Below are 23,488 nucleotides of genomic sequence, written 5' to 3'. Positions count from 1 at the left end.
TGCCAGAAAGCACCTCTATACGCGACACCGCCGGTTTTGGCGGCTTTTCCCAAATGATTTGCGTTGCCGGGCGCGGAATGGCAAGCGGCGGCAGGCTTCAGGAGCCATCCGAATGCGAATGTCCACAAGTGATTGCACCATCATCACCGCAATTGCGGCGTTTTTCTTGTCCGCGGCCATCCTGTCTGCTGTCGGGCCGGCGCGGGCGGCCGATGCGCTGCCGCCTTTCAAGGACGATCTGTTTTCGAAGCAGGCCACGCTGCAGACAGGCGATGACGGTGCATTCGAGGTCATCGACTATAACGAGATGCGCGATATCAACGGTCGCGACCAGATCCCGCAAAAGCGAGTGCAGCAGAAATATGTGGCGCTTGGCATCCGCAAGGCTCAAGCCGACGAGACGCTGCCTCTCGTCGGCATCAGGCTCGATGTCACCAGGGTGGGACCGGCCGAAAATGCCGCCTTCACGGTAATTTTCATCCATGGCCGCGACGGCGATCGCCGGCTGGGCGCCAACGATTACAGCTTCGGCGGCAATTTCAACCGGCTGAAGAACCTCGTCGCCGGCAATGGCGGCGTTTATTATTCGCCGACGGTCAGGAGTTTCGACAGCAATGGCGTTGCGGCAATCACCGGCCTCATCCGTTATGCCAGCGCCCAATCGCCGGGCCGGCCGGTCATCCTTTCCTGCGCCTCAATGGGCAGCCAGGTCTGCTGGGGCATTGCGCGCGACGGCGACAGCGTCAAGCGGCTGAAGGGCATGCTTGTTATGAGCGGCGTCGCCGATCCCGATTTCACCAGGAGCGCCTTCTACAAGGCGAAGCTGCCGCTCTGGTTCGCGCACGGCAGCCGCGACCCGGTCTATGCCGCCAGCGACCAGCAGGCGCTGTTCGAAAGCCTGCACAAGGCAAAATATCCGACACGGTTCACGCTGTTTGAGACCGGAAATCACGGCACGCCGATCCGGATGATCGACTGGCGCCGGGTCTTGAACTGGATTCTCGCCGGCTGAAGCGGGCTCCCTAGCATTTTTCGGCAGAAATATAGGCTGGATCGCCGAGATTCCCCTTACGTCAAGGGCGTGATGCTTTTCTTTGCCGCGCGCTTTTGATATTGCCCAATGCATATGCAGAATTTGGGCATATGCAGAATTTGGAAGGCTGGCATGACACCTGACGTGCGCCCGCTCGTGGCGGGAAACTGGAAAATGAATGGCATGCGTGCCTCCCTGGATCAGATCAAGACGATCGCCGAGGGTGTTTCCTCGCCGCTGGCCGACAAGGTCGAAGCGCTGATCTGCCCGCCGACGACGCTGCTTTACGTGGCGACGGCGCTCTGCACCGACAGCCCGCTGGCGATCGGCGCCCAGGACTGCCATCAGAACCCGTCAGGCGCGCATACCGGCGACATCTCGGCCGAGATGATTGCCGATTGTTTCGGCACGTATGTCATCGTCGGCCACTCCGAGCGGCGCACCGACCATGCTGAAACGGATCATCTGGTCCGCGCCAAGGCGGAGGCTGCCTTCGCCGCCGGGCTGACGGCGATCATCTGCATCGGCGAGACGGCGGATGAACGCCGGACCGGCCAGGCGCTCGACGTCATCAAGCGTCAGCTTTCCGCCTCGGTTCCGGACGGCGCCATCGCCGAGAGCACGGTCATCGCCTACGAGCCGATCTGGGCGATTGGCACCGGTGTGACGCCGACATCAGGCGATGTCGAAAAGGCGCATGCCTTCATGCGCGCCGAGCTAGTGGCCCGCTTCGGCGATGAAGGCCGCAAGATGCGCCTTCTCTACGGCGGCTCGGTCAAGCCGGCCAATGCCGGCGAGCTGATGGGCATCGCCAATGTCGACGGTGCGCTGATCGGCGGGGCGAGCTTGAAAGCAGCCGACTTCCTCGCCATCTACCGGGCCTATGAGGCGCTGCTCGCCTGAGGCATTGTGAATTCCCAAGTTTATTCCGGGCCGAAGGGCTTGGAATAGATCAAAGCCTCATGTAAAGAGCCGCCAGAATTCTTACTTATGTCCGTCTCCAGGCGGGCAGGACTGGACCCATGCAGACCGTATTGATTGTCATTCATCTCATGATCGTGCTCGCGCTCGTCGGCGTCGTGCTCATCCAGCGCTCTGAAGGCGGCGGCCTCGGCATCGGCGGCGGTTCGGGCTTCATGTCGGCCCGCGGCACGGCCAATGCGCTGACGCGCACCACCGCGATCTTGGCGACGCTGTTCTTCCTGACCTCGCTCGGCCTCGGGATACTGACGCGTTACCAAGGCCGTCCGAGCGATATTCTGGACCGCATTCCGGCAACGGGCGGGCAGGGCAACGGCATTCTCGATTCGCTCGGCGGCGGTGCGAAGGCGCCGGCAGGTCAGCCGGCCGGCAACGGCGTTCCGAGCAGCGGGGCGGCAACGCCTGCCGCACCAGCGCCGGCAACTCAGGCTCCGGCAGCGCAGGCCCCCGCGGCTACCGCACCTTCCACGACGGCTCCGGCCGCAACCGCGCCGGCACCGGCTCAGCCCGCCGGCGTCCCGACGGGACAGTAAGCCGGTCTTCGACATAAACCGCCGGCAGGCCCTCGGGTCTGCCGGTTTTCTTTTGTTCAGATTCCTTCGCCACGCTTCGAAAATTCCGGAAAAGAATTTTTGGGGCTGGTGGAATCGTTTTTGAAAAGGTATCCGGTGAATCCCATGGCGCGATACGTATTCATCACTGGCGGCGTGGTTTCCTCTCTCGGAAAAGGAATTGCGGCCGCGGCTCTCGGAGCGTTGCTACAGGCCCGTGGATATCGGGTCCGGCTTCGCAAGCTCGACCCCTATCTGAACGTGGACCCGGGCACGATGAGCCCGACCCAGCACGGCGAGGTCTTCGTCACCGACGACGGCGCGGAAACCGATCTCGATCTCGGCCACTACGAACGCTTCACGGGGCGTTCGGCGACCAAGACCGACAACATCACCACCGGCCGCATCTACAAGAACATCATCGACAAGGAACGGCGCGGCGACTATCTCGGCGCGACGGTGCAGGTCATCCCGCACGTCACCAACGAGATCAAGGATTTCGTCATCGAGGGCAATGACGAATACGACTTCGTCATCTGCGAGATCGGCGGCACGGTCGGCGACATCGAGGCGATGCCCTTCATGGAGGCGATCCGCCAGCTCGGCAACGACCTGCCGCGCGGCACCGCCGTCTACGTCCACCTGACGCTGATGCCCTACATTCCGGCGGCCGGCGAACTGAAGACCAAGCCGACCCAGCATTCGGTGAAGGAATTGCAGGCGCTCGGCATTCATCCCGATATCCTGCTGGTGCGCGCCGACCGCGAAATTCCGGAAGCAGAGCGCCGTAAGCTCTCGCTGTTCTGCAACGTGCGCCCGTCCGCCGTCATCCAGGCGCTGGACGTAGCCAACATCTACGATGTGCCGATTGCCTACCACAAGGAAGGCCTGGACGACGAAGTGCTGGCTGCCTTCGGCATCGAGCCGGCGCCGAAGCCGCGTCTCGACCCGTGGGAAGAGGTCTGCAACCGCATCCGCACGCCGGAGGGCGAGGTGACGATCGCGATCGTCGGCAAATATACCGGCCTCAAGGATGCCTATAAATCGCTGATCGAGGCGCTGCATCACGGCGGCATCGCCAATCGCGTCAAGGTCAAGCTCGAATGGATCGAGTCCGAGGTCTTCGAAAAGGAAGATCCGGCGCCCTATCTCGAAAAGGTGCATGGCATCCTCGTGCCGGGCGGATTCGGCGAACGCGGTTCGGAAGGCAAGATTCACGCAGCCCGCTTCGCCCGCGAACGCAAGGTGCCGTATTTCGGCATCTGCTTCGGCATGCAGATGGCCGTCATCGAGGCAGCGCGCAATCTCGCCGACGTATCGGGCGCGTCCTCAACCGAGTTCGGCCCGTCCAAGGAGCCGGTGGTCGGCCTGATGACCGAATGGGTCAAGGGCAACGAGTTGCAGAAGCGCACGGCAGCCGGTGATCTCGGCGGCACGATGCGTCTTGGCGCTTACAAGGCGGCGCTGAAGAAGGGCACGAAGATCGCGGATATCTACGGTTCCACCGATATTTCCGAGCGTCATCGCCACCGCTACGAGGTCAATGTCGACTACAAGGACCGGCTCGAGAGCTGCGGCCTCGTCTTCTCCGGCATGTCGCCGGATGGTGTGCTGCCGGAGACGATCGAATATGCCGATCACCCTTGGTTCATCGGCGTGCAGTATCACCCGGAACTGAAGAGCCGGCCGCTCGACCCGCATCCGCTGTTTGCCAGCTTCATCGAAGCGGCAACGGAACAGAGCCGCCTCGTCTAATCACAATGATGATCCAGATCGCGCGATTTCAGGCGCGATCTGGGCAAGTGCTTGTGGTGCTCTATTTTGCCGGCATGGCCACCCAACGCAGCACGACCGTTTCACGCTTCATCGCCGCGCCACCTGAGCGCATCTACCGTGCCTTCCTGGATGCGGAGGCGGTCGCCACCTGGCTTCCGCCCGGTTCGATGCGCGGGATCGTCCATGCTTTCGAAGGCAGGGAAGGCGGCGCATTCAGCATGTCGCTCGTCTATCCTGATGACGAGGCGTCGCAGCCGGGCAAGACCTCCGACAAGACCGACAGGTTCGAAGGCCGTTTCGCAAGACTCGTGCCTGATGAGCGGATCGTCTGGGCTACAGTCTTCGATTCCGAAGATGAAGGCTTTTCCGGCGAGATGATGGTCAGCACGACATTGTCACCGGTGGATGGTGGCACCGATGTGACGATGGCCTGCGACAACATTCCCTCCGGCATCCGCCTTGAAGACAACGAGGAAGGGTGCCGTTTGACGTTAGACAACCTGGCTGCTTTCGTCGGCGGTTGACGGTTGGTGGCGGGGACACGCCCCGCCGCCCATTTCAGTCTTCAGGCAGCGGCCGGCAGCGGGCCGATATAGACCGATCGCGGGCGAATCAGCCGACCGTCGAGCGCCTGTTCGCGGGCATGCGCCAGCCATCCGACCGTGCGGCCGATCGCGAAGACGCCGGTGAAGGCCTGCCGCGGGAAGCCGAGCGTTTCCAGCAGCAGCGCCGTGTAGAACTCGACATTGACGTCGAGCGGCCGGTTGGGCTTGCGCAGCTTCAGGATCGCCAAGGCGGCAGCTTCCACGGCTTCCGCCAGCGCGCCGCGGGCGCTGTCGACCTGCCCGGTGGCGAGCAGCGGCTTCAGGGCGCCCTTCAGCGCATCGGCACGCGGATCGCGGACGCGGTAGATGCGGTGGCCGAAGCCCATCAGCCGTTCGCCGCGATCAAGCGCTTCGCCTAGCCATAGCCCGGCATTCTCGGCCGTTCCGATCGCGTCCAGCATGTCCAGTACCGGACCGGGCGCGCCGCCATGCAGCGGCCCCTTCAGCGCGCTCAGCGCCGCCAGGACCGAAGAGGTGAGGCCGGCTTGGGTGGAGGCGATGACGCGCGATGCGAAGGTCGAGGCATTGAGGCCATGGTCCGATATCGTCACGAGGTAGGCGTCGAGCGCCGCCGTCTGCTCCCTGGTCGGCAATTTGCCGGTCAGCATGCGCAGGATATCGGCCGCCTGCGGCAGCGAGGCGTCGGGCCTGATCGGTTTTTCGCCGCGCTGCAGGCGCAGAACAGCCGGCAGGAAGACGGCGGGCGCTGCCAGAAGGCTGAGCGCTGTATCGAAATCCTCACCGTCTGGCAGCCGGGCGATCAGTGCCCGCATCGCATCGACCGGGGGCAGGGCGAGCAGGGCGGTATCGGCAGCCTTGATATGATCGAACACCCCAGTTCGGGCTTTCGCCAGCCAGCCGCGCAATTCTGTTTCACCGAAGCTTCGTTCCATCAGCCCGTCGAGCAATAGCGCGGCGACACCTTCATAGGTGCCGTCTAAGACCAGATGATCCAGCGATATGCCGCGGATGACCAGTCGCCCCGCTTCGCCATCCACATCCGAGAGTTGCGTTTCGGCGGCAATGACATCTTCCAAGCCGTTTTTCATAATGTTTTCTCCTTTACGGCCGGGATGATCCAACCTAGTCTCATTGACGTCAATCTTGACGTAATTGATCAATATGAGGCTCCGATGTCGTGGCTGACCGCCGAGGAGGCGCTACGGGCGCTGAAGACCAAGCCGCAGACGCTCTACGCCAATGTCAGCCGCGGTCGCATCCGTGCCAAGGCCGATCCCACCGACCCACGCCGCAGCCTCTACCAGGCGACCGACGTGCAGCGGCTTGCCGAGCGTCATGCCGGCCGCCGCAAGACCGAAACCGTTGCCGCCGAGGCGATAAAGTGGGGCGATCCGGTTCTCTCGTCGGCAATCTCCACCATTATCAATGGGCGGCTTTCCTATCGCGGACTCGATGCGGCCGTTTTTGCCGAGGCAGCGACGCTGGAGCAGACGGCGGCACTGCTTTGGAACGGTGCGGAAGCGGTGTTCTCCGGCGCCGGCGCCGGGTACGCCGCTCCGTCGCTTCAGGCTGCGTTCCTTGCGCTGGCAGGGCGGGTGACATCGGATCTGCCGTCGCTCGGCCGATCGCAGGCGGCACTTCGCCGCGAGGCGCAGGGAGTCCTCTCCACCGTCGCCGATGCTCTGGCGCCGGGGCCATCGGATCGGCCGCTGCATCTGCGGCTTGCGGAAAGCTGGCAGCGGCCGGATGCTGCCGATTGCCTGCGTCGGGCGCTGGTGCTGCTTGCCGATCACGAACTCAACGCCTCGACTTTTGCGGCGCGGGTCACGGCATCGACGGGTGCTGCGCTTTCGGCCGCCGTGCTTTCCGGACTGGCGACGCTGACCGGGCCACTGCATGGCGCCGCCTGGCAGGGTGTCGACGCCTTGATCGAAGCCGCTGTCACCCTCGGGGCCGAGCAGGCGATCCGCCGCACGCTTGCTCAGGGCCATCGCCTGTCGGCCTTTGGCCATCCGCTCTATCCCGACGGCGATATCAGGGCTATTGCGCTGCTCTCGCATTTTCCCCTGCCGCTGGAATTTGCAGACCTTCGTGATGCGGGCGAAGCAATGGTCGGCGAGAAGGTCAATCTCGATTTCGCGCTTGCCGCGATGGCCGCCGCCTTCGATCTTCCAAAGGAGGCGCCGATCATCATGTTCTCGCTTGCTCGTTCCGCCGGTTGGCTTGCGCATGCGATGGAGCAGATCGACAGCGGCGAATTGATCCGGCCGCGGGCGCGTTATGCCGGACCAGCGCCGGATACCAACACCAGCCCCTAAGAATCGGCTGGCGATTGTGGCGGTTTGCTTTTTTACCTAGGGAATTATCCGAATTCGGCTATCATGCCTGCCATGGAAGAAGACGGTTGGCGGACGCTTTGGAAAAAGCTGCCCGCACGGTCATGGGGGCCTTTCCATGAATACGAAACTTCGCAGCCTGCTTGCCGCCGCACTCGCTGTCGGCCTCATTCCACATGAGGCGGCCTTTGCGCAGTCCGCCGGCTGCACGATCTCGCGCGACGCCGGCGCCCGCCAGGTGTTCACTTGTCCCGGCGGAGTAAAGATCACGGCGGAGGCCGGCGCCTCCTTCCGCCTTGCCGACCGCAACCGTGACGGCAGCCCCGATTCAGCGTCGCTGCGGCGCAAGGCCATCCTCGTTGATGTCGACAGCAGCCAGCACGCGAGTGGTTTTGAGGTGGTGACGCCGCAGGCGATCGCCGCCGTGCGCGGCACGCAATGGGCCGTCGACGTCGCAGGCGGCAAGACCTCGGTGCTGGTCGTGCGAGGCAGCGTCGCGGTCCGCCGACCGGCTGGCGAGCAGGTGGTGCTGTCGCCGGGCGAGGGCGTCGATGTCAGTGCCGGAACGGAACCCCTCATCGTGCGTCGCTGGCCGGCGCCGCGCGCCGCCGCTCTCCTTGCCCGCCTCGGCCAATAATCGATGAACCATCGCCTGCAGACGGTGATCGCGCTGTTTTTCGCCGGCCTTTGGGGAGCTGCGCTCGGCTATGCCAATCTCACTGCCGGAAGCGGCCTTCTCGACCGGATGGAGGCCTCGCTCACCGATATCCGCAGCGTTATCGTCGGGGCGAAAACACCGCCTCCCGGCGTCTCGATCATCGCCATCGACGACCGCACCGCGGCGTCCCACGGTTACCCCCTTGATCGGGCCACACTTGCGCGCCTTGTCAGCGCAATTAACGCCTTGAAGCCGAAGGCCCTGGCGCTCGACATTCTGCTGGTCGATCCCGGGCCGGAGGAGGGCGATGCGGCGCTGGCTACCGCCCTTGCCCAGGGGCCGAGCGTGATTGCGGCCGCAGCCACCTTCACCAGAAGCAGCCAGCAGGTCACCGATGCCGCCAACGATCCGCTCGCCGCCATCCCCGAGGCAGGTCAGCTTCTGTTGCCGCTTCCCCGCTTTGCCGAGGCCGCCGCCGTCGGCATCGTCAATGTCGCAACCGACCAGACCGGCACGCCGCGTTACATTCCGCTGATCTCACGCGCCGCGGATCGATTGGATCCGGCCTTTCCGCTGCGCGCCGCTTCGGTGGCGCTCGGCGTCGACCCCAGCATCGAACCCGATGCCATCATGCTCGGAAAGCTGCGTATCCCCACCGATATCGGCCAGCGGCTGCCGGTGACCTTCTATGGCGGGCACGGCAGCATCGCCACCTTCAGCGCGGCCGATGGGCTGGATGACACGCTTTCGGCCGATGCGGTTGCCGGCCGCATCGTCGTCATCGGCTCGACGGTCACCGGCGGCGGCGACGTCTTCCCGACGCCGTTCGATCCGGTTATGCCCGGCGTCGAGGTGATGTCGACGGCGATCACCCATCTCGTCAGCGGCGATGGCATGGTGCGCGACCACCGGATGAGGCTGATCGATGCCGGCATCGCCGTCGGCCTGCCGATCGTGCTCGTTTCGCTGATTGCCTGGCGACGGAGTGCTATGGGCTATCTCATCATCGTGTTGACGCTGATCGTCTGGGCGCTGCTCAATCTTTCGGCCTTTGCGCATGGTTATTGGCTGAGCGCGGCGCTGCCGATCGCCGCAGCGCTGCCGCCGGCGCTGATCTTCGGTGCAGCCGAACTCTGGCTCGACCGCGGCCGCGCCCGCCATTTTGCCGAGCAGAGCGCGTTGCTGCAGCGCATCGAGGCGCCCGGCCTCGGCGAGTGGCTGGCACGCGATCCAAATTTCCTCGCCGCACCGGTGCGCCAGAACGCTGCCGTCATCTTCATCGATCTCTCGGGTTTCACCGGCCTCAGCGAAAACCTCGGCCCGGTCAAGGTGAGCGAGGTTCTGAGCGGATTCTTCGAACTGGTCGATGAGGAGGCGCGCGCCCACGGCGGCGCCATCACCAGCTTCATGGGCGACGGGGCGATGATCCTGTTCGGCCTGCCGGAGCCTGCCGATGACGATGCCGCCCGGGCCGCTGCCTGCGCCGTCAGCCTGTGTGAGCGCACGCGGGCCTGGCTTGGATCGCACGGAGGTTTCGCGGAGAAGAGGATCGGCTTCAAGGTCGGCGCCCATTGCGGCCCGATCGTCGCCTCGCGCCTTGGCACCGGCGACCGGCAACAGATCACCGCGGCAGGCGACACCATCAACGTCGGCAGCCGCCTGATGGAGGTCGCCGCCCGCCATGGCGTCGAGCTGGCGCTGAGCGCCGAAATCGTCCGCGCGGCCGGCCCCGACAGCGCGTTGCTGCAGGCGGGCCGCATGGAGGGTCCGTTGGAAACGACGCTGCGCGGCCGGGCAAGGCATATCGACGCGTGGCTGTGGCGCAGCCGCACGCTTTGACAATCGCGGCGGGAGCGGCTAGGAACGGCGCAAATACCCGCCGGCTGGCTCCGGCCATGGCGCATTTCGCGCCTGACAGCTCCGAAAGATCGAACTCATGACAGAATTCAACGGCGTCGTTCCGGCGATCGCCAAGGCGTTGCAGAAGCGCGGTTACGCCGAACTCACCCCGGTGCAGAAGGCAATGCTCGATCCGGCGCTTGCCGCTTCCGACGCGCTGGTCTCGGCCCAGACCGGTTCCGGCAAGACCGTCGCCTTCGGCCTGGCGCTGGCACCGACCCTGCTTGAGGATAGTGAGCGTTTCGGCAATGCCGGCGCCCCGCTGGCGCTCGTCATCGCCCCGACACGTGAGCTTGCTCTGCAGGTAAAGCGTGAGCTCGACTGGCTGTTTGAGATGACCGGCGCGGTGATCGCCAGCTGTGTCGGCGGCATGGACATTCGCAGCGAGCGCCGGTCGCTCGAACGCGGCGCCCATATCGTCGTCGGCACGCCCGGCCGGCTCTGCGACCATATTCGTCGCAGGGCGCTCGACATGTCGGACCTAAAGGCCGCCGTGCTCGACGAGGCCGACGAGATGCTCGATCTCGGCTTCCGCGAAGACCTGGAATTCATTCTCGATGCGGCGCCGGACGAGCGCCGGACACTGATGTTTTCGGCAACGGTGCCGGCGGCGATCGCCAAGCTTGCCAAAAGCTATCAGCGCAACGCCGTGCGCATCAGCACCGCGGCCGAGGCAAAGCAGCATATCGACATCGAATATCGCGCGCTCATGGTAGCCCCCAGCGACCGCGAGAATGCGATCATCAACGTGCTGCGTTATTACGAGGCGACCAACGCCATCGTCTTCTGCTCGACGCGCGCCGCCGTCAATCATCTGACCGCGCGCTTCAACAACCGCAATTTCGCCGTCGTGGCACTCTCCGGCGAGCTGACGCAGAACGAACGCACCCACGCGCTGCAGGCGATGCGCGACGGGCGCGCCCGCGTCTGCATCGCGACCGACGTCGCCGCTCGCGGCATCGACCTGCCGGGCCTCGATCTCGTCATCCATGCCGATCTGCCGACCAATCCGGATACGCTGCTGCACCGCAGCGGCCGCACCGGCCGTGCCGGACGCAAGGGCATCAGCGCTATGATCGTGCCGCTGAATGCACGGCGCAAGGCGGAGCGCTTGCTTGAGAATGCCGGAATTTCGGCTGCCTGGGCGCGGCCGCCGTCGGCCGAGGAGGTCAATGAGCGCGACGACGAGCGGCTGCTCGCCGATCCGATCTTCAGCGAAGCGCCGCAGGAAGAAGAACAGGGGCTGGTACAGCAGCTACTCGCCAGCCACGGAGCCGAGAAGCTAGCCGCCGCCTTCCTGCGCCTCTACCGCACCAATCATTCGGCGCCGGAAGACCTCCTCGAGGTTACCGTGCAGGACGATCGCAGCCGCAAGCGCCGCGACAATGCCGAGCCGTTCGAGCCGGCACAGAGGGGACCGCGCGAGGATTTCGGCGCCAGCGTCTGGTTCTCCGTTTCGGTCGGACGCAAGCAGAATGCCGAGCCGCGCTGGCTGATTCCGATGCTCTGCCGCAACGGCAATGTCACGAAGCGCGAGATCGGTGCGATCAAGATGCAGCCTGAGGAAACCTTTGTGGAGATCGCAGCAGCGAGTGCCGAAAGCTTCCTGGCAGCGATCGGACCGAACAAGGCGCTCGAACGCGGCATCCGTGTGACAAAGCTTTCCGGCACGCCGGATTTCAGCCGGGCGCCGTCGCCAAAGCCCTATGCCGGCAAGTCGTCGCGTGACGAGCGACCGGGCGACACATTCCGCGAGGAACGCCCGAACAACAAGTTCGGCAAGGCTCCGGGCGGCGGATATGCTGCAGCTGACAATAGCGGCCAGCAAAGACAGGACACCAAGCCCTGGAGCAAGAAACCGGGCAAGCCCGGCTTCGATGGCCCGAGATCCGATAAGCCTAAATTTGATGGGCCGAAATTCGACAAGCCAAAATACGACAAGCCGAAATTCGAAGGCGGGAAATCCGAAGGCGCCAAATCCGAACGCCCGAAATATGATGGCAAGGGCGGCGCCGGGCCGAAGGGCAAGTTTTCGAAGAAGAAGCCCGGCTGATTGCGCCGCAGGCCCTTCGCCGGTTCAGGCGGAGGGCTTTATCTGACGGCTAGCCGCAAGCGGAATTTCTCGACGGCGGCATGCCGCATCTCGCCATGAAGAACTATTGAATCGTTAGTTTTATAGCGGGCCAGGAGCAGGACGACGATGAAACGCTCCGGCATTCCGCGTCCCGATCCGGCCGCCTTCATCCGGGCCAATCTGCCAATCTCCCCCGTTCCGGCCATTTCCGAAATCCTGCTCTATATGGCAGGCCCTGCGAGCGGGCTCTGGCGACTTGCCGGCCGGGGAGAAACCGATCCGCCGCCCTACTGGGCTTATCCCTGGGCCGGCGGCGCCGTGCTTGCCCGCCATCTGCTCGATCGCCCCGAGGTGGTCGCGGGGCGCCGCGTCCTCGACCTTGGCGCCGGCTCCGGGCTCGTCGCCATCGCGGCGGCGAAGGCCGGAGCTGCTACGGTCACGGCGGTCGATGTCGATGCCAATGCCATCGCCGCAATCGGTCTCAACGCGGCGATCAACGGCGTGAAGATCGTAGCCGTCGCCGCCGATATCATCGAGGCGCCGCCGCCGGAGGAGACTGATCTCGTCGTTGTCGGCGACCTGTTCTACGATCCCGCACTTGCCTTGCGGGTGATGGATTTCTTGCAGCGTTGCCAAGCGAGCGGCATCGAGGTGCTGATCGGCGATCCCGAGCGCGCTTATCTACCGCAGGGACACCTTAGGCGAATCGCGACCCATGCGGTCGCAGATTTCGGCGCGGGTACGGGGGGCAAGGTGGTGCCGGCAGGCGTCTTTTCACTTGCCGGAGATGGCTGAAAGGCTGCGATTATGCCAGAAGATCCGGCCGCAACAGCATGACCGGGCAGGGCGCTCCAGCCGGTAGCTCCGGTGCATGCGGCGGGCGGATGATCAGGCAATCGGCTTGCGCAAACACCTTCATCATCGACGAATCCTGTTTGTCGAAGGGTTCGGCGAGCCAGTTCCCGGCGGCGGATTTCGAGAGTTTCGCCCTGATATAGTCCTGGCGGTGGTCATTGACGCGCAGCGTGATGGCTGCCTCCACCATTGTCTCGCGCCGCACCGGCGGCAGGGAGGCGAGTTTGCGGATCAGCGGCTCCAGGAAGAGCAGCGAGCAGACGAGGCTCGATACCGGATTGCCGGGCAGGCCGAGCACATGGGTCTCGCCGAAGCTGCCGACCATCAGCGGTTTGCCGGGACGCATGGCGATGCGCCAGAAATCCAGCTGCATGCCGGCCTCGATCAGCGTCGCCTGCACCAGATCGTGGTCGCCGACCGAAGCGCCGCCGAGCGTGACGATGACATCGGCCTCGGCGTCTCGCGCCGCGTCGATCGCCGCGGTGATCCTGGCTTTGTCGTCCGGGACAATGCCGAGATCGAGCACCTCGGCGCCGGCTTTGCGGGCAAGGGCTGCAATACCGAATGTATTGGATGCGATGATCTGCGACGGGCCGGGCGCGCTTCCGGGCGGCAGCAATTCGTCGCCGGTCGCAAGGATGGCGATCAGCGGGCGTTTGAGAATCTCGACATCGGGCCGGTTCATGCCGGCAGCGACCGTCAGCCGCGAGAAATCAAGCACTGTGCCGGCCGACAGCACGGCTTCGCCTTCGGCAAAATCCTGGCCGCGGGGACGCACATGCTGGCCCTGCCGCACAGGAAAATTGGTTCGGATGCCGCCTTCAGTCTTCTCGGCATCCTCCTGCAGAAGGACGCTGTCGGCGCCTGCGGGAACTGGGGCGCCGGTGAAGATGCGGACGGTCTCGCCTTTGCCGACCTCGCCTTGGAAGGCATGGCCGGCGGCGGAGGTGCCGATCAGCTTCAGCAAGGCGCCCGGCTCCGGCGCGTCTTCGCGACGTAGGGCGTAACCATCCATAGCGGAGGAGTTGAAGGGCGGCTGGGTCAGGCCTGCCTTGAGATCGACGGCCAGGACGCGGCCTTCGGCATCGATAAGTGGCAGCGTTTCAGAGGCTTCGACGGGCTTGGCGCGGGACAGGAGACGGTTCTGCGCCTCGGCGACCGGGAGAAGGTTCATCTCGCCTCCGGATGACGGAAATTGCCCGACTTGCCGCCGGATTTTTCGAGCAGCCTGACGCCGCCGATCTCCATTGTCTTGTCGGCGGCCTTGGCCATATCGTAGATCGTAAGGCAGGCGACCGAGACGGCGGTCAACGCCTCCATCTCCACACCGGTCTTGCCGGTCAACTTGGCGGTTGCCGTGACGCGCAGACCAGACAGGGCGGCGTCTTCCTCGATCTCGACGGTCACCTTCGTCAGCATCAGCGGATGGCAGAGCGGGATGAGATCGGCGGTACGTTTTGCCGCCATGATGCCGGCAAGGCGCGCCGTGCCGATCACATCGCCCTTCTTGGCATTGCCTTGTCGAATGAGCGCGAGTGTTTCCGGCGCCATCTTCACATAGCCCTCGGCCGTGGCGATACGCAGCGTCTCGGCCTTGTCGGAAACGTCGACCATATGCGCCTCGCCGGAGGCATCGATATGCGTTAGGTTAGCCTTTCCGCCGCTCATATCATTCGGCCGCGATGGCGGCTTCGCCAAAGAGCAGCGCGCGGGTGGCGGCCGTCACGTCATCCTTTCGCATCAGGCTTTCGCCGACAAGGAAGGTGCTGATATCGACGGCCTGCAGGCGCTTGCAATCGGCATTGGTGAAGATGCCGCTTTCGCCGATGAGGAGCCGGTCTGCCGGAACCATGGCGGCCAGCGTCTCGCTGACAGTCAGGCTGACCTCGAAAGTACGCAGATTGCGGTTGTTGATGCCGATGAGCGGCGAGGACAGTTTTAGCGCCCGCTCCATCTCCTCGGCGTCGTGGACCTCGACCAGCACGTCCATGCCGAGCGAGAAAGCTTCGTCCTGCAGACGCTCGGCCTCGTCATTAGAAAGCGAGGCCATGATCAGCAGGATGCAGTCAGCACCCCAGGCGCGCGCCTCATGCACCTGATAGGTCTCGAACATGAAATCCTTGCGCAAAGCGGGTAGACCGCAGGCGGCCCGTGCCGTCGTCAGGAATTCCGGCGCACCCTGAAAGCTCGGCGTATCGGTCAGCACGGAAAGGCAGGCCGCGCCACCGGCTTCGTAGGCCTTTGCCAGCGCCGGCGGATCGAAATCCGAGCGGATCAGCCCCTTCGACGGGCTCGCCTTCTTGATCTCGGCGATCAGACCGAAATTGCCGGCGTCACGCTTGGCAGCAAGGGCGCGATGGAAGCCACGCGGGGCGGACTGGCCGGCCTGCATCGCCTTCAGGTCGGCAAGCGACACCGCAGCCTTGGCGGCGGCGATCTCCTCACGCTTGTAAAGTTCGATCTTCTTCAGGATATCGGTCATCGGGGTAATCCTAGTCGATATCGTTGGAAACGGCGATGAGTTTGTCGAGAGCGAGCGCGGTGGCGCCGCTATCGAGCGACTGCGCCGCGAGCGTCATGCCGTCGCGAATCGTTTCGACCTTGCCGGCGATCACCAGCGAGGCGGCGGCATTGGCAAGCGATATATCGCGATAGGCGTTCTTCGCGCCGCTGAGCACCTCGCGAAGCGCTGCGGCGTTGGCGACACCATCGCCGCCCTTGATGTCGGCAAGCACGCTGGGGCTGACGCCGAAATCGGCGGGCGACAGCTCGAAGGTGCGGATCTTGCCGTTTTCGAGTGCGGCTACCTTGGTGATGCCGGTCGTGGTGATCTCATCGAGGCCGTCGCCATGAACCACCCAGACGCATTCGGAGCCGAGATCGCGCATGACTTCCGCAAGCGGCACCAGCCATTGCGGCGAGAAGACCCCCAGCAGCTGGCGGCGGACGCCGGCCGGACTGGAGAGCGGCCCGAGCAAGTTGAAGATGGTGCGGGTGCCGAGTTCGACCCGGGATGGGCCGACATGGCGCATGGCGGAATGATGAAGCTGCGCGAACATGAAGCCGACGCCGGCCTCAGTGATGCAGCGGGAAATGATCTCGGGGCCGACATCGAGCTTGACGCCGAGTGCCGCCAGATTGTCCGCCGCACCCGACTTCGAACTCAGCGCCCGGTTGCCGTGTTTTGCGACGGGGACACCGGCGCCGGCGACGATCAGCGCCGCCAGCGTCGAGATATTGTAGGTGCCGCTGGCATCGCCGCCGGTGCCGACGATGTCGATCGCATCGGCCGGAGCCTCGACGGTCAGCATCTTCGAGCGCATCGCGGTGACGGCGCCGACGATCTCGTCGACGGTTTCGCCACGCACGCGCAGCGCCATCAGGAAGCCGCCGATCTGCGAGGGCGTCGCCTGGCCCGACATCAGGATGTCGAAGGCGGCGCGAGCCTCGTCACGCGTCAGCGGCTCGCGGCTTGCGGCCTTGGCCAGGAACGGCTTCAGATCGGTCATAAAGGCCTCCTAACGAAGCGTCGCCTGTTCGGCGAGCGTCTGGTTGATCTGCGCGCCGTACTGCGTCTGCAGCAGGTTGACCATCTGATCGAGAATATCGTCGCCTGCGGCATTGGCCATGGCGGTGATCTGGGCATCGCGGTTGTTCAGCGCATCGCTGGTCGGCTCGCTGTTGACCTCTGTGACCTTCATCATGATCTGCGTCGACGGATCGGCGCCGACAGCGCTCGCGACCGTATCGATGGGGCCGGAGAAAGCGGCGGTGACGCCGGCGCGGCCAAGCACCGGATCATCGGTTGAGCGGGTGACGCCGCTCTTGCTTTCGACGGCGATGCCGAGCGGCGTTGCGATATCGGCAAGCGCGGTGCCCTTGGCGGCTGCGGCCTTCAATTCGTCGGCCTTCTTGGCAAGTTCGGCTTTCTGCTGTTCCGCCGTCCAGTCCTCGACCGCCTTTTCGCGCACCTCGGCGACCGGGCGCTCGCGGGTCGGCGTGATTTCGCGGACGTTGAACCAGACATAGCCATCATTGCCGATCGGCAGCGGCGGCGCATCGACGGCGACCTCGGTCTTGAAGGCTTCGCCGAGCAGCTGCTGCTTGACGGGAATATCCTTGACCTCTTTGCCGTCCTTGTCTGCGCCGGTCATATCGACGGCGTCGACGGCCACGGCCTTCAGCTTCAACTGGCCGGCGATATCCTCGAGCGTGGCGCCGCCGGCGCGCAGATCCTCGATGCGGTCATGAACGTTGATCACTTCCTGAGAGGCATTGGAAAGCGCCAGCTGCTTGCGGATGTCCTCCTTCACCTCGTCGAAATTCTTGGTCGTTTCCGGCTTGATGTTGGTGATGCGCAGGATGACGGAACCGAAGGAGCCCTCGACCACAGGTGTCGTGCCGCCATCGCGCGAAACCGCGAAGGCCGCATCGGCAACAGCCTGGTCGGGAACCTTGTCCTTGGTGAACTCGCCGAGCAGTACGTCGCTTGCCGTCTTGCCCTGGTCGGAGACCAGTTGATCGAAGCTGGTGCCGCCCTTCAGGGCCGTTTCGGCGGCGGTGGCAAGATCCTTGCTGGTGAAGGTCAGCTGTTCGATGGTGCGGCTTTCCGGCGTGCGGTAGGTATCCTTGCTCTTGTCGAAGGCTTCGTGGATCTGGTCGTCGGCGACCGTCGCTGCGTCAGCGATATCGGCGGGCTGCAGCTTGAGATAGACGAGCTTGCGGTACTCAGGCGCCTGGTAGCGTTGCTTCACACCCTCGAACCACGCCGCCAGCACGTCGTCGGCAGGCGCCTTGATCGGCTCGATATTGGCGTTGGTGAGCAGCAAATAGTCGACGCTGCGGCTTTCACCGCCATAGAGCTTCAGGGCGTCGACCAGCGTCTTCGGAGCGGTAAAGCCGTTCGAGATGGCATCGACGACCTGGCTGCGGACGGCGACCTTGCTGCGCTCCTTGATGTAATCATCCTGGCGGATATTGGCATTGCGCAGGCGCGAGATGAAGAGTTCACGGTCGAACTTGCCGTTGACAGCCTTGAATGCAGGATCATCGGCGATCAACTGGGCGAGGCGATCTTCGGACAGCCCGAGGTTCATTTCTTCGGCAAGCTGATCGAGCGAGGCGCCGGCGACGAGCTGGGCCAGCACCTGCTGCTCGACGCCGAAGGCGCGGGCCTGTTCCGGCGTGAGGCGCGTGCCGAACTGCTGGCTGAGGCTTGCCACCTGGCGCTGGTAGGCGAGGTGGAATTCGTTGACGTCCACATGCTGATCGCCGACGGTCACGACCGTGGTGCTGTTGCTGCCGGTAATCAGCGACCGGGAGACGCCCCAGATGCCGAAGGACGCGACCAGCAGAAGCATCAGCAGCTTGGCGACCCAGGTCTGAGCGGCTCTTCTCAGGATATGGAACATAGAAACGCAAACCTCGCAGTATCATTAACCCGCGCGCGGGCGGACATTTGACGTTCCTTAGAACAAACGCGACAGGAAATGAAGGGTTTGTCGCGCGAAAAGCTGCGCCGGGCGGCGGCGGCGGCGTGGCGGCTCTGCGGCGAACAAAAGATCGGTTGCGGCGGAACCTTTCGGGCCGCTATTTCGTTGAAGCCGCATCCCATGAAACAGGAGCAGACCATGGCTGAATTGAAAACCGCTTCCGCCGAATCCACCGCTGCGCGGGTCAAGGCCGATATCGCAGCAGACGATCTGTCGGCGCAGGTCGCGGCCCTTCGCAACGATCTCTCCCGGCTGACGGAAAGCGTGGTCGCGCTCGGCCAGGGGGCAAAGTCGGCGGTGACCGACGAGGCATCGCTGATGACGGAACAGCTGCGCGACAAGGTTCGTGAAGAACCGCTGATGGCGCTCGCGGTGACGGCAGGCATTGCCTATGTTTTCGGCCTGCTGAGCCGCCGCTAGAAAGAATTCAGGACAATGAAAAGCCGGGCGCAATGATAGCCCGGCTTTCGATGTTTGAAGGCTAGCGCGACCTTCAGCGGCGGATGACGCGCCCGATGAAAATCAGGATGCAGGCACCGATAAAGCCGGTGATCAGATAACCCAGCCAACCTGCAAGCGGCTGGATGTGCAACAGACCCAGGATCCAGTTGGCGACGATGGCGCCGACGATGCCGAGCAATATGTTCATGAGCAAGCCCATGCTGCTGCTCATGACCTTTTCCGCCAGCCATCCGGCGATGCCACCGATGATGATGGCTGCAATCCAACCCACGCCTGCGTTTTCCATGATTATCTCCCTCCTGGCAAAACGAGTCACAGAATGCACGAATCGAAGGGAAGTTCCACTCCCAGTTACGAGATTGCTCGCGCGTTCAGCAGCTTATGTGACTTACGGCTGCAGCATGGTAACAGGGGACTCCAACGCGTGGATAGCAATCTGAAACAAGAGGCCAGCAATGGCAAGTATTGCAAATCCCACCGGCATGATCAGGCTTTTGCTAAACATCGTTCCTCTCCCCTTTGCATAAAGCATAAGCGGAAGTGGACGGCGCGCAAGGATATTGTTAATGGATAGTTAAACGTGACATTTAACTAAAATTAAATACATTCGATAATGGTTTAAATGCTTGTATAAATTGAAACGTTTCTTGTCTAATATTTAGGGGTGCACTGACGGATAAGCTGCGTTTATTGTGCCAACCTTAATCTCCGTCGTGTCGTCGGTGCTATGAACGTCTGAAGTCCGTCGCATCAAAATAATTCATGCAACGCGTTTTAGCGCTTTGTTTTAATGCATGGGGTTCTGCCGGCACCGCTACACACCTCCGGGCGATTATGTCCGGTGAACGACGAGCATGAAGACGAGGAAGGACGCTGTCGCGACGGTCGCGGCGAAGGCAATCTGATAATCCATGTCGTTGATCCCGGTTGGATGGCTTCTGTAAACGCCGCTCGCGCCATAGAGTTCCATATGCGATCCGCACCGAAGGCCGGCGGATTGATTTTGGCAGGAAATGCATCATCTTTCCCTGATCGCCACTCCATCTGGGGAAACTCGATGTCAAAAGCTGCAATCGCCATCGCCTGCATCTGCCTGCTCACGCTTTCCGGCTGCGGCAATACCGCATACGGGCTGAAGAAGGATGGGCAGGAGGCGAGCCACGCCATGGACAATGCGACACATCGGGTGCTTTCGGCAGGTGCCAAGAAGTGAGACGCGCGCCAATATTCTCGCGGCAGGCGAAGAAGGGTCAACGGCGAAAAAAGCCCGCCTGGGGTGAGGCGGGCTTGCAATAACAGGGAGAATGGACGGATAGACGCCGTCTCGGCTAATGAAGCATTTCCTTAAGCGTATGGCTTTACGTCATTCGACGTAACCGCCACCGTGGCGACAGCGATGCGTTCAAGTCTAATCCAATCAGAAGTTGCCCCAGTTCTGGGCGCGGGCACGGGCGCGAATAATCCGGTATTCGCGACCGCCATAGAGCGAGCCGATTGTCAGCAGAAGCGTCAGAACGTCCCAGATGATATGCATTTTATCCTCTTAGGTTGGACGGCTCTGCCGTCGATCGCTTGATGTAGAATAGCAATTTTTCGAATGTGCTTATATGACAAGAAATCGGGATGAGCGGCGAAGCGGCGAGGGCGCCTCCGTAGAGGAAGAGCGGCGTCGCCGTCTTGGAGCAAGGAAGTGAAAAGATTACCGGACGGCGGCCGATGACGATTTTTTCCGTCCGCCACATCACGTCCTATCGGTACGTCAGGGCGGTCGATTTCGGCGAGCATCGCCTGATGTTCCGGCCGCGCGACAGTTTTGACCAGCGGCTGATCGAAGCGTCGTTGACGATATATCCTAAGGAAAGTCATGTGCGCTGGATCCACGATGTTTTCGGCAATTGCGTGGCGCTCATCGATTTTTCGAGGCCGGCGTCCGAGCTTCGTTTCGAAACCTGGATCACGCTCGATCACACACCCCAGGTCGCCCTTGATCTCAAGGTAGACGACCAGGCCCTGACCTATCCATTCTCCTACGACAAGGACGAAATTGCCGATCTGACGCCGGCGATGCAGCGCCATTATCCCGACCCCAACGACGATGTCGGACGCTGGGCGCGCCAGTTCGTGCGGCAGGGACGTCCGACAGAGACCGGGCATCTGCTGATGACGCTCTGTTATGCCATTCGGGAAAGCTTCGTCTATGCGCGCCGGATGGAGCACGGAACGCAGACGCCGCAGCAGACTTTGCAGCTTCGCTCCGGCACCTGCCGGGATTTCGCGCTGCTGATGATGGAGGCGGCACGCGTCCTCGGCCTCGCGGCGCGGTTTGTCACGGGTTATGTCTATGTTCCCGATCGCGACGGCTCCACCGTGCTCGGCGGCGGTTCCACCCATGCGTGGTGCCAGATTTATCTTCCGGGCGCCGGCTGGACGGAGTTCGATCCGACCAATGGGATCGTCGGCAACCGCGATCTCATTCGTGTCGCCGTTGCCCGCGATCCGCGCCAGGCAGTCCCGTTGAGCGGCAGCTATGATGGGGATGGGACGGATTTCGACAGCATGACGGTGCAGGTCAACGTCACCACGAAGTAATATCGGACATCCCGAGTTTTGCGGCGACAGCCGCGGCTGCGGGAACCGGGCAGCGCGATCCACGTTGCATAGTCACGCCACCTATGTGGGACACAAGGAAGCCACAATGAAGATACGCGCCGGGTTTCATTTGGGCTATGAATGTACGCAGCCGACACCGATGCTGCTCGTCCTCAATATTCATCCCTCCCGTCGCGCCGATCTTCTCAGCGAGCAGGTGCTGACATTCGACCAGCCGATCGAGGCCTGGGGCTATACCGATGTGTTCGGCAATGCCTGCAGCCGGATCGTCGCCCCGCCAGGCCTTACAACGATTTCCACGGAATTCGAGATCTATGACAGCGGGCAACCGGACATAGTTCCCGACGATGCCATCCAACATGCGATCAATGACCTGCCGGACGATGTGCTCGTCTTCCTGCTCGGCAGCCGCTATTGCGACACCGACAGGCTTGGCGATTTTGCCTGGGCAACATTCTCGTCGACGCCGCTCGGCTGGGCGCGCGTCCAGGCGATCTGCGATTTCGTTCATGACCACATCACCTTCGACTACCAGAAGGCCGATTTGCTGCGAACCGCGCATGGCGGCTTCACCGACAAGGCCGGCGTCTGCCGCGACTTTGCCCACCTCGCCATCGCGCTTTGCCGATGCATGAATATCCCAGCCCGATACTGCACCGGTTATCTCGGCGATATCGGTGTCCCGATCGATCCCAATCCAATGGATTTCAGCGCCTGGTTCGAGGTTTTTCTCGGCGGCCACTGGCATACGGTCGATGCCCGCCACAATAGGCCGCGCATCGGCAGGATACTGATGGGGACCGGCCGCGACGCCACCGACGTCGCGATGTCGACGGCCTTCGGCCCGGCAACGCTCTCCCGCTTCGAGGTGATCACCGAGGAAGTGCCGCAGGACGGGGCGGGCGAGGCCGATCCTATGCCTTCTTGATGAATTCCGTTTTCAACACCAGACCCTTGACCTGCTTGGTGTTGCACTCGATCTCGCCGAGATTGGAGGTCAGGCGAATGCCCTTGACCAGCGTTCCGCGCTTCAGCGTCTCGGAGGTTCCCTTGACCTTGAGGTCCTTGATCAGCGTCATGGAATCGCCATCGTGAAGCTGGCTTCCGTTGCTGTCCTTTACGATGATGTCGTCGGCCATGATGTTTCCGCCTGATAATTCGCCTGATGATCTTGGGCGCGGGAAATCACGTCTACAAGGGATAGTCAACCATTGCGAACGGATCGATCACTCGCCGGTCAGTTCGACGTGGCCGCCGATCACCCCGCCGCGCAAGCGTCCCGAACGCAGCCGCGCAGCCAGCGATGGGCCGGATCGGCATCCATCCGGGGATGCCACAGCAGTGAAACGGTGATCTCAGGGGTCGGAACCGGCAGGGGAAAACTGTGCATCCCCTGGCGCAAAGCTCCGGTGTGCCGTTCCGGCACGCTGGCGATCAAATCCGACGCGCGGGCGAGAGCCAGCGCGGTGGAAAAACCGCCGACGATGGTGGCAATCTGCCGTTGCAGCCCGAGCGCATCAAGGGCTTCATCGATCGCGCCCTTGTCGAGCCCGCGCCGCGAGACATGGATGTGCCGGCCGGCCGCATATCGGGAGGGTGTGACATCGTCCCGGCAAAGCGCATGCCCCGTTCGAACGACCCCGATGAAGCGGTCGCGGAACAGGGCCTGCGCCCGCACCTCCGGGCCCATCGTGTCGCCGACGACACCGGTTTCCAGGTCGACGCTTCCGTCGCGCAATGGGGCGCTGTCCTTGTCTGGCTTCTGCACGAAACGCAGCCGCACGCCGGGCGCATCACCACCGAGGCGGGCGATAAGATCGGGTCCGAAGCTCTCGGCGAAGCCCTCGCTGGCGCGCAGCGTGAACGTTCGGACCAGGCGTTGAAGGTCGAGCGCCTCGGCAGGGCGCAGGACCGTTTGCGCCTCCTCGACGATCCGGCCGACCCGTTCGCGCAGTTCGAGCGCCCGGGGCGTGGGGACGAGGCCGCGGCCGGCGCGCACCAGCAGCGGATCGCCCGTCGTTTCGCGCAATCGCGCCAGCGCCCGGCTCATCGCCGACGGGCTGAGCCGCAGCCTTTGGGCCGCACGCGCAACGCTGCCTTCGGCAAGCAGCACATCCAGGGTGACAAGCAGGTTGAGATCGGGTGTCGACATACATCCGATATAACACTGTTTGATGTGGCGCCAAACGCATCAA

The 23,488-nt window shown here is 63.2% G+C and carries 24 protein-coding genes; 14 read left to right on the top strand and 10 right to left on the bottom strand.

The genetic code is table 11. The features are described 5' to 3' along the window. Positions 1-112: 112 nt before the first annotated feature. The 5 genes from HJB82_RS05445 to HJB82_RS05425 all read left to right on the top strand — a co-directional run bounded on the left by HJB82_RS05445 (position 113) and on the right by HJB82_RS05425 (position 4,865). The gene (locus tag HJB82_RS05445; RefSeq protein ID WP_221116012.1) at positions 113-1,012 is read left to right on the top strand and encodes an alpha/beta hydrolase; all 900 of its coding nucleotides are present in this window, start codon (positions 113-115) and stop codon (positions 1,010-1,012) included. A gap of 153 nt (positions 1,013-1,165) precedes the next feature. Then, a complete protein-coding gene (tpiA, locus tag HJB82_RS05440) occupies positions 1,166-1,936 on the top strand; it encodes a triose-phosphate isomerase (protein WP_207580540.1) in 771 nt (256 codons plus the stop codon). 119 nt (positions 1,937-2,055) lie between these two features. Next, entirely contained in the window at positions 2,056-2,547 is a 492-nt protein-coding gene (gene secG / locus HJB82_RS05435; RefSeq protein WP_221116011.1) for a preprotein translocase subunit SecG, read from the top strand. Positions 2,548-2,691: 144 nt separating this feature from the next. Then, the gene (locus HJB82_RS05430; RefSeq protein WP_221132639.1) at positions 2,692-4,320 is read left to right on the top strand and encodes a CTP synthase; all 1,629 of its coding nucleotides are present in this window, start codon (positions 2,692-2,694) and stop codon (positions 4,318-4,320) included. A gap of 74 nt (positions 4,321-4,394) precedes the next feature. Continuing rightward, positions 4,395-4,865, top strand: coding sequence for an SRPBCC family protein (locus tag HJB82_RS05425; protein WP_221132651.1), 471 nt, complete (start codon positions 4,395-4,397; stop codon positions 4,863-4,865). A gap of 41 nt (positions 4,866-4,906) precedes the next feature. Here HJB82_RS05425 and HJB82_RS05420 read toward each other — a convergent pair whose 3' ends face one another. After that, on the bottom strand, positions 4,907-5,995 hold the full coding sequence (locus HJB82_RS05420; protein ID WP_221132638.1) for a citrate synthase/methylcitrate synthase: 1,089 nt from the start codon (positions 5,993-5,995) through the stop codon (positions 4,907-4,909). 84 nt (positions 5,996-6,079) lie between these two features. Between HJB82_RS05420 and HJB82_RS05415 the strand changes: the two genes are divergently transcribed. The 5 genes from HJB82_RS05415 to HJB82_RS05395 all read left to right on the top strand — a co-directional run bounded on the left by HJB82_RS05415 (position 6,080) and on the right by HJB82_RS05395 (position 12,669). Then, the gene (locus HJB82_RS05415; RefSeq protein ID WP_221139670.1) at positions 6,080-7,225 is read left to right on the top strand and encodes a citrate synthase; all 1,146 of its coding nucleotides are present in this window, start codon (positions 6,080-6,082) and stop codon (positions 7,223-7,225) included. 136 nt (positions 7,226-7,361) lie between these two features. Then, positions 7,362-7,880: a FecR domain-containing protein gene (locus tag HJB82_RS05410; RefSeq protein WP_207580536.1), complete on the top strand. Its 519-nt coding sequence runs from the start codon at positions 7,362-7,364 to the stop codon at positions 7,878-7,880. A gap of 3 nt (positions 7,881-7,883) precedes the next feature. Then, positions 7,884-9,740, top strand: a complete 1,857-nt coding sequence (locus HJB82_RS05405; protein ID WP_221139669.1) for a CHASE2 domain-containing protein — start codon at positions 7,884-7,886, stop codon at positions 9,738-9,740. A 97-nt stretch (positions 9,741-9,837) separates the two neighbouring features. Then, a complete protein-coding gene (locus HJB82_RS05400) occupies positions 9,838-11,853 on the top strand; it encodes a DEAD/DEAH box helicase (RefSeq protein WP_221139668.1) in 2,016 nt (671 codons plus the stop codon). Positions 11,854-12,000: 147 nt separating this feature from the next. Next, complete coding sequence (locus HJB82_RS05395) at positions 12,001-12,669, top strand: methyltransferase (protein ID WP_221139667.1); 669 nt, start codon at positions 12,001-12,003, stop codon at positions 12,667-12,669. 10 nt (positions 12,670-12,679) lie between these two features. On the opposite strand, the gene glp is transcribed toward HJB82_RS05395, so the two are convergent. From glp to HJB82_RS05370, 5 genes are read right to left on the bottom strand one after another with little or no spacing between them, the layout of a single operon-like run. Then, complete coding sequence (glp, locus tag HJB82_RS05390) at positions 12,680-13,903, bottom strand: gephyrin-like molybdotransferase Glp (RefSeq protein ID WP_221139666.1); 1,224 nt, start codon at positions 13,901-13,903, stop codon at positions 12,680-12,682. Beyond that, positions 13,900-14,397: a cyclic pyranopterin monophosphate synthase MoaC gene (moaC, locus tag HJB82_RS05385; protein ID WP_221139665.1), complete on the bottom strand. Its 498-nt coding sequence runs from the start codon at positions 14,395-14,397 to the stop codon at positions 13,900-13,902. Before moaC ends, glp begins: the two co-directional genes overlap by 4 nt. Position 14,398: 1 nt before the next feature. Then, positions 14,399-15,211 (bottom strand): indole-3-glycerol phosphate synthase TrpC, encoded by an 813-nt coding sequence (gene trpC / locus HJB82_RS05380; protein WP_207580530.1) that lies wholly within the window; start codon positions 15,209-15,211, stop codon positions 14,399-14,401. Between the two features lie 10 nt (positions 15,212-15,221). Then, positions 15,222-16,238: an anthranilate phosphoribosyltransferase gene (gene trpD / locus HJB82_RS05375; protein ID WP_207580529.1), complete on the bottom strand. Its 1,017-nt coding sequence runs from the start codon at positions 16,236-16,238 to the stop codon at positions 15,222-15,224. A 9-nt stretch (positions 16,239-16,247) separates the two neighbouring features. Continuing rightward, a complete protein-coding gene (locus HJB82_RS05370; protein ID WP_221139664.1) occupies positions 16,248-18,140 on the bottom strand; it encodes a peptidylprolyl isomerase in 1,893 nt (630 codons plus the stop codon). A 219-nt stretch (positions 18,141-18,359) separates the two neighbouring features. Between HJB82_RS05370 and HJB82_RS05365 the strand changes: the two genes are divergently transcribed. Further along, entirely contained in the window at positions 18,360-18,641 is a 282-nt protein-coding gene (locus tag HJB82_RS05365; RefSeq protein WP_026188395.1) for a hypothetical protein, read from the top strand. A gap of 73 nt (positions 18,642-18,714) precedes the next feature. On the opposite strand, the gene HJB82_RS05360 is transcribed toward HJB82_RS05365, so the two are convergent. Beyond that, positions 18,715-18,969 (bottom strand): GlsB/YeaQ/YmgE family stress response membrane protein, encoded by a 255-nt coding sequence (locus tag HJB82_RS05360; RefSeq protein WP_207580527.1) that lies wholly within the window; start codon positions 18,967-18,969, stop codon positions 18,715-18,717. 546 nt (positions 18,970-19,515) lie between these two features. After that, the gene (locus HJB82_RS05355; RefSeq protein WP_207580526.1) at positions 19,516-19,653 is read right to left on the bottom strand and encodes a hypothetical protein; all 138 of its coding nucleotides are present in this window, start codon (positions 19,651-19,653) and stop codon (positions 19,516-19,518) included. 87 nt (positions 19,654-19,740) lie between these two features. Here HJB82_RS05355 and HJB82_RS05350 point away from each other — a divergent pair, with 87 nt between their 5' ends. The 3 genes from HJB82_RS05350 to HJB82_RS05340 all read left to right on the top strand — a co-directional run bounded on the left by HJB82_RS05350 (position 19,741) and on the right by HJB82_RS05340 (position 22,221). Then, positions 19,741-19,896 (top strand): hypothetical protein, encoded by a 156-nt coding sequence (locus HJB82_RS05350; protein WP_018495827.1) that lies wholly within the window; start codon positions 19,741-19,743, stop codon positions 19,894-19,896. Between the two features lie 503 nt (positions 19,897-20,399). After that, positions 20,400-21,272, top strand: a complete 873-nt coding sequence (locus tag HJB82_RS05345) for a transglutaminase family protein (RefSeq protein ID WP_207580524.1) — start codon at positions 20,400-20,402, stop codon at positions 21,270-21,272. 106 nt (positions 21,273-21,378) lie between these two features. Further along, entirely contained in the window at positions 21,379-22,221 is an 843-nt protein-coding gene (locus HJB82_RS05340) for a transglutaminase family protein (RefSeq protein ID WP_207580523.1), read from the top strand. On the opposite strand, the gene HJB82_RS05335 is transcribed toward HJB82_RS05340, so the two are convergent. Both HJB82_RS05335 and HJB82_RS05330 read right to left on the bottom strand, forming a co-directional pair. After that, complete coding sequence (locus tag HJB82_RS05335) at positions 22,208-22,432, bottom strand: alkylphosphonate utilization protein (protein WP_221139663.1); 225 nt, start codon at positions 22,430-22,432, stop codon at positions 22,208-22,210. The genes HJB82_RS05340 and HJB82_RS05335 overlap by 14 nt on opposite strands. A gap of 119 nt (positions 22,433-22,551) precedes the next feature. Next, positions 22,552-23,445, bottom strand: coding sequence for a LysR family transcriptional regulator (locus HJB82_RS05330; RefSeq protein WP_221139662.1), 894 nt, complete (start codon positions 23,443-23,445; stop codon positions 22,552-22,554). Between the last annotated feature and the right edge of the window lie 43 nt (positions 23,446-23,488).

It is taken from the genome of Rhizobium sp. NZLR10, assembly GCF_019685125.1.
GTDB lineage: Bacteria > Pseudomonadota > Alphaproteobacteria > Rhizobiales > Rhizobiaceae > Rhizobium.
Note: the sequence above shows the minus strand (reverse complement) of the source record. Positions and strands in the feature narration are given on the sequence as shown.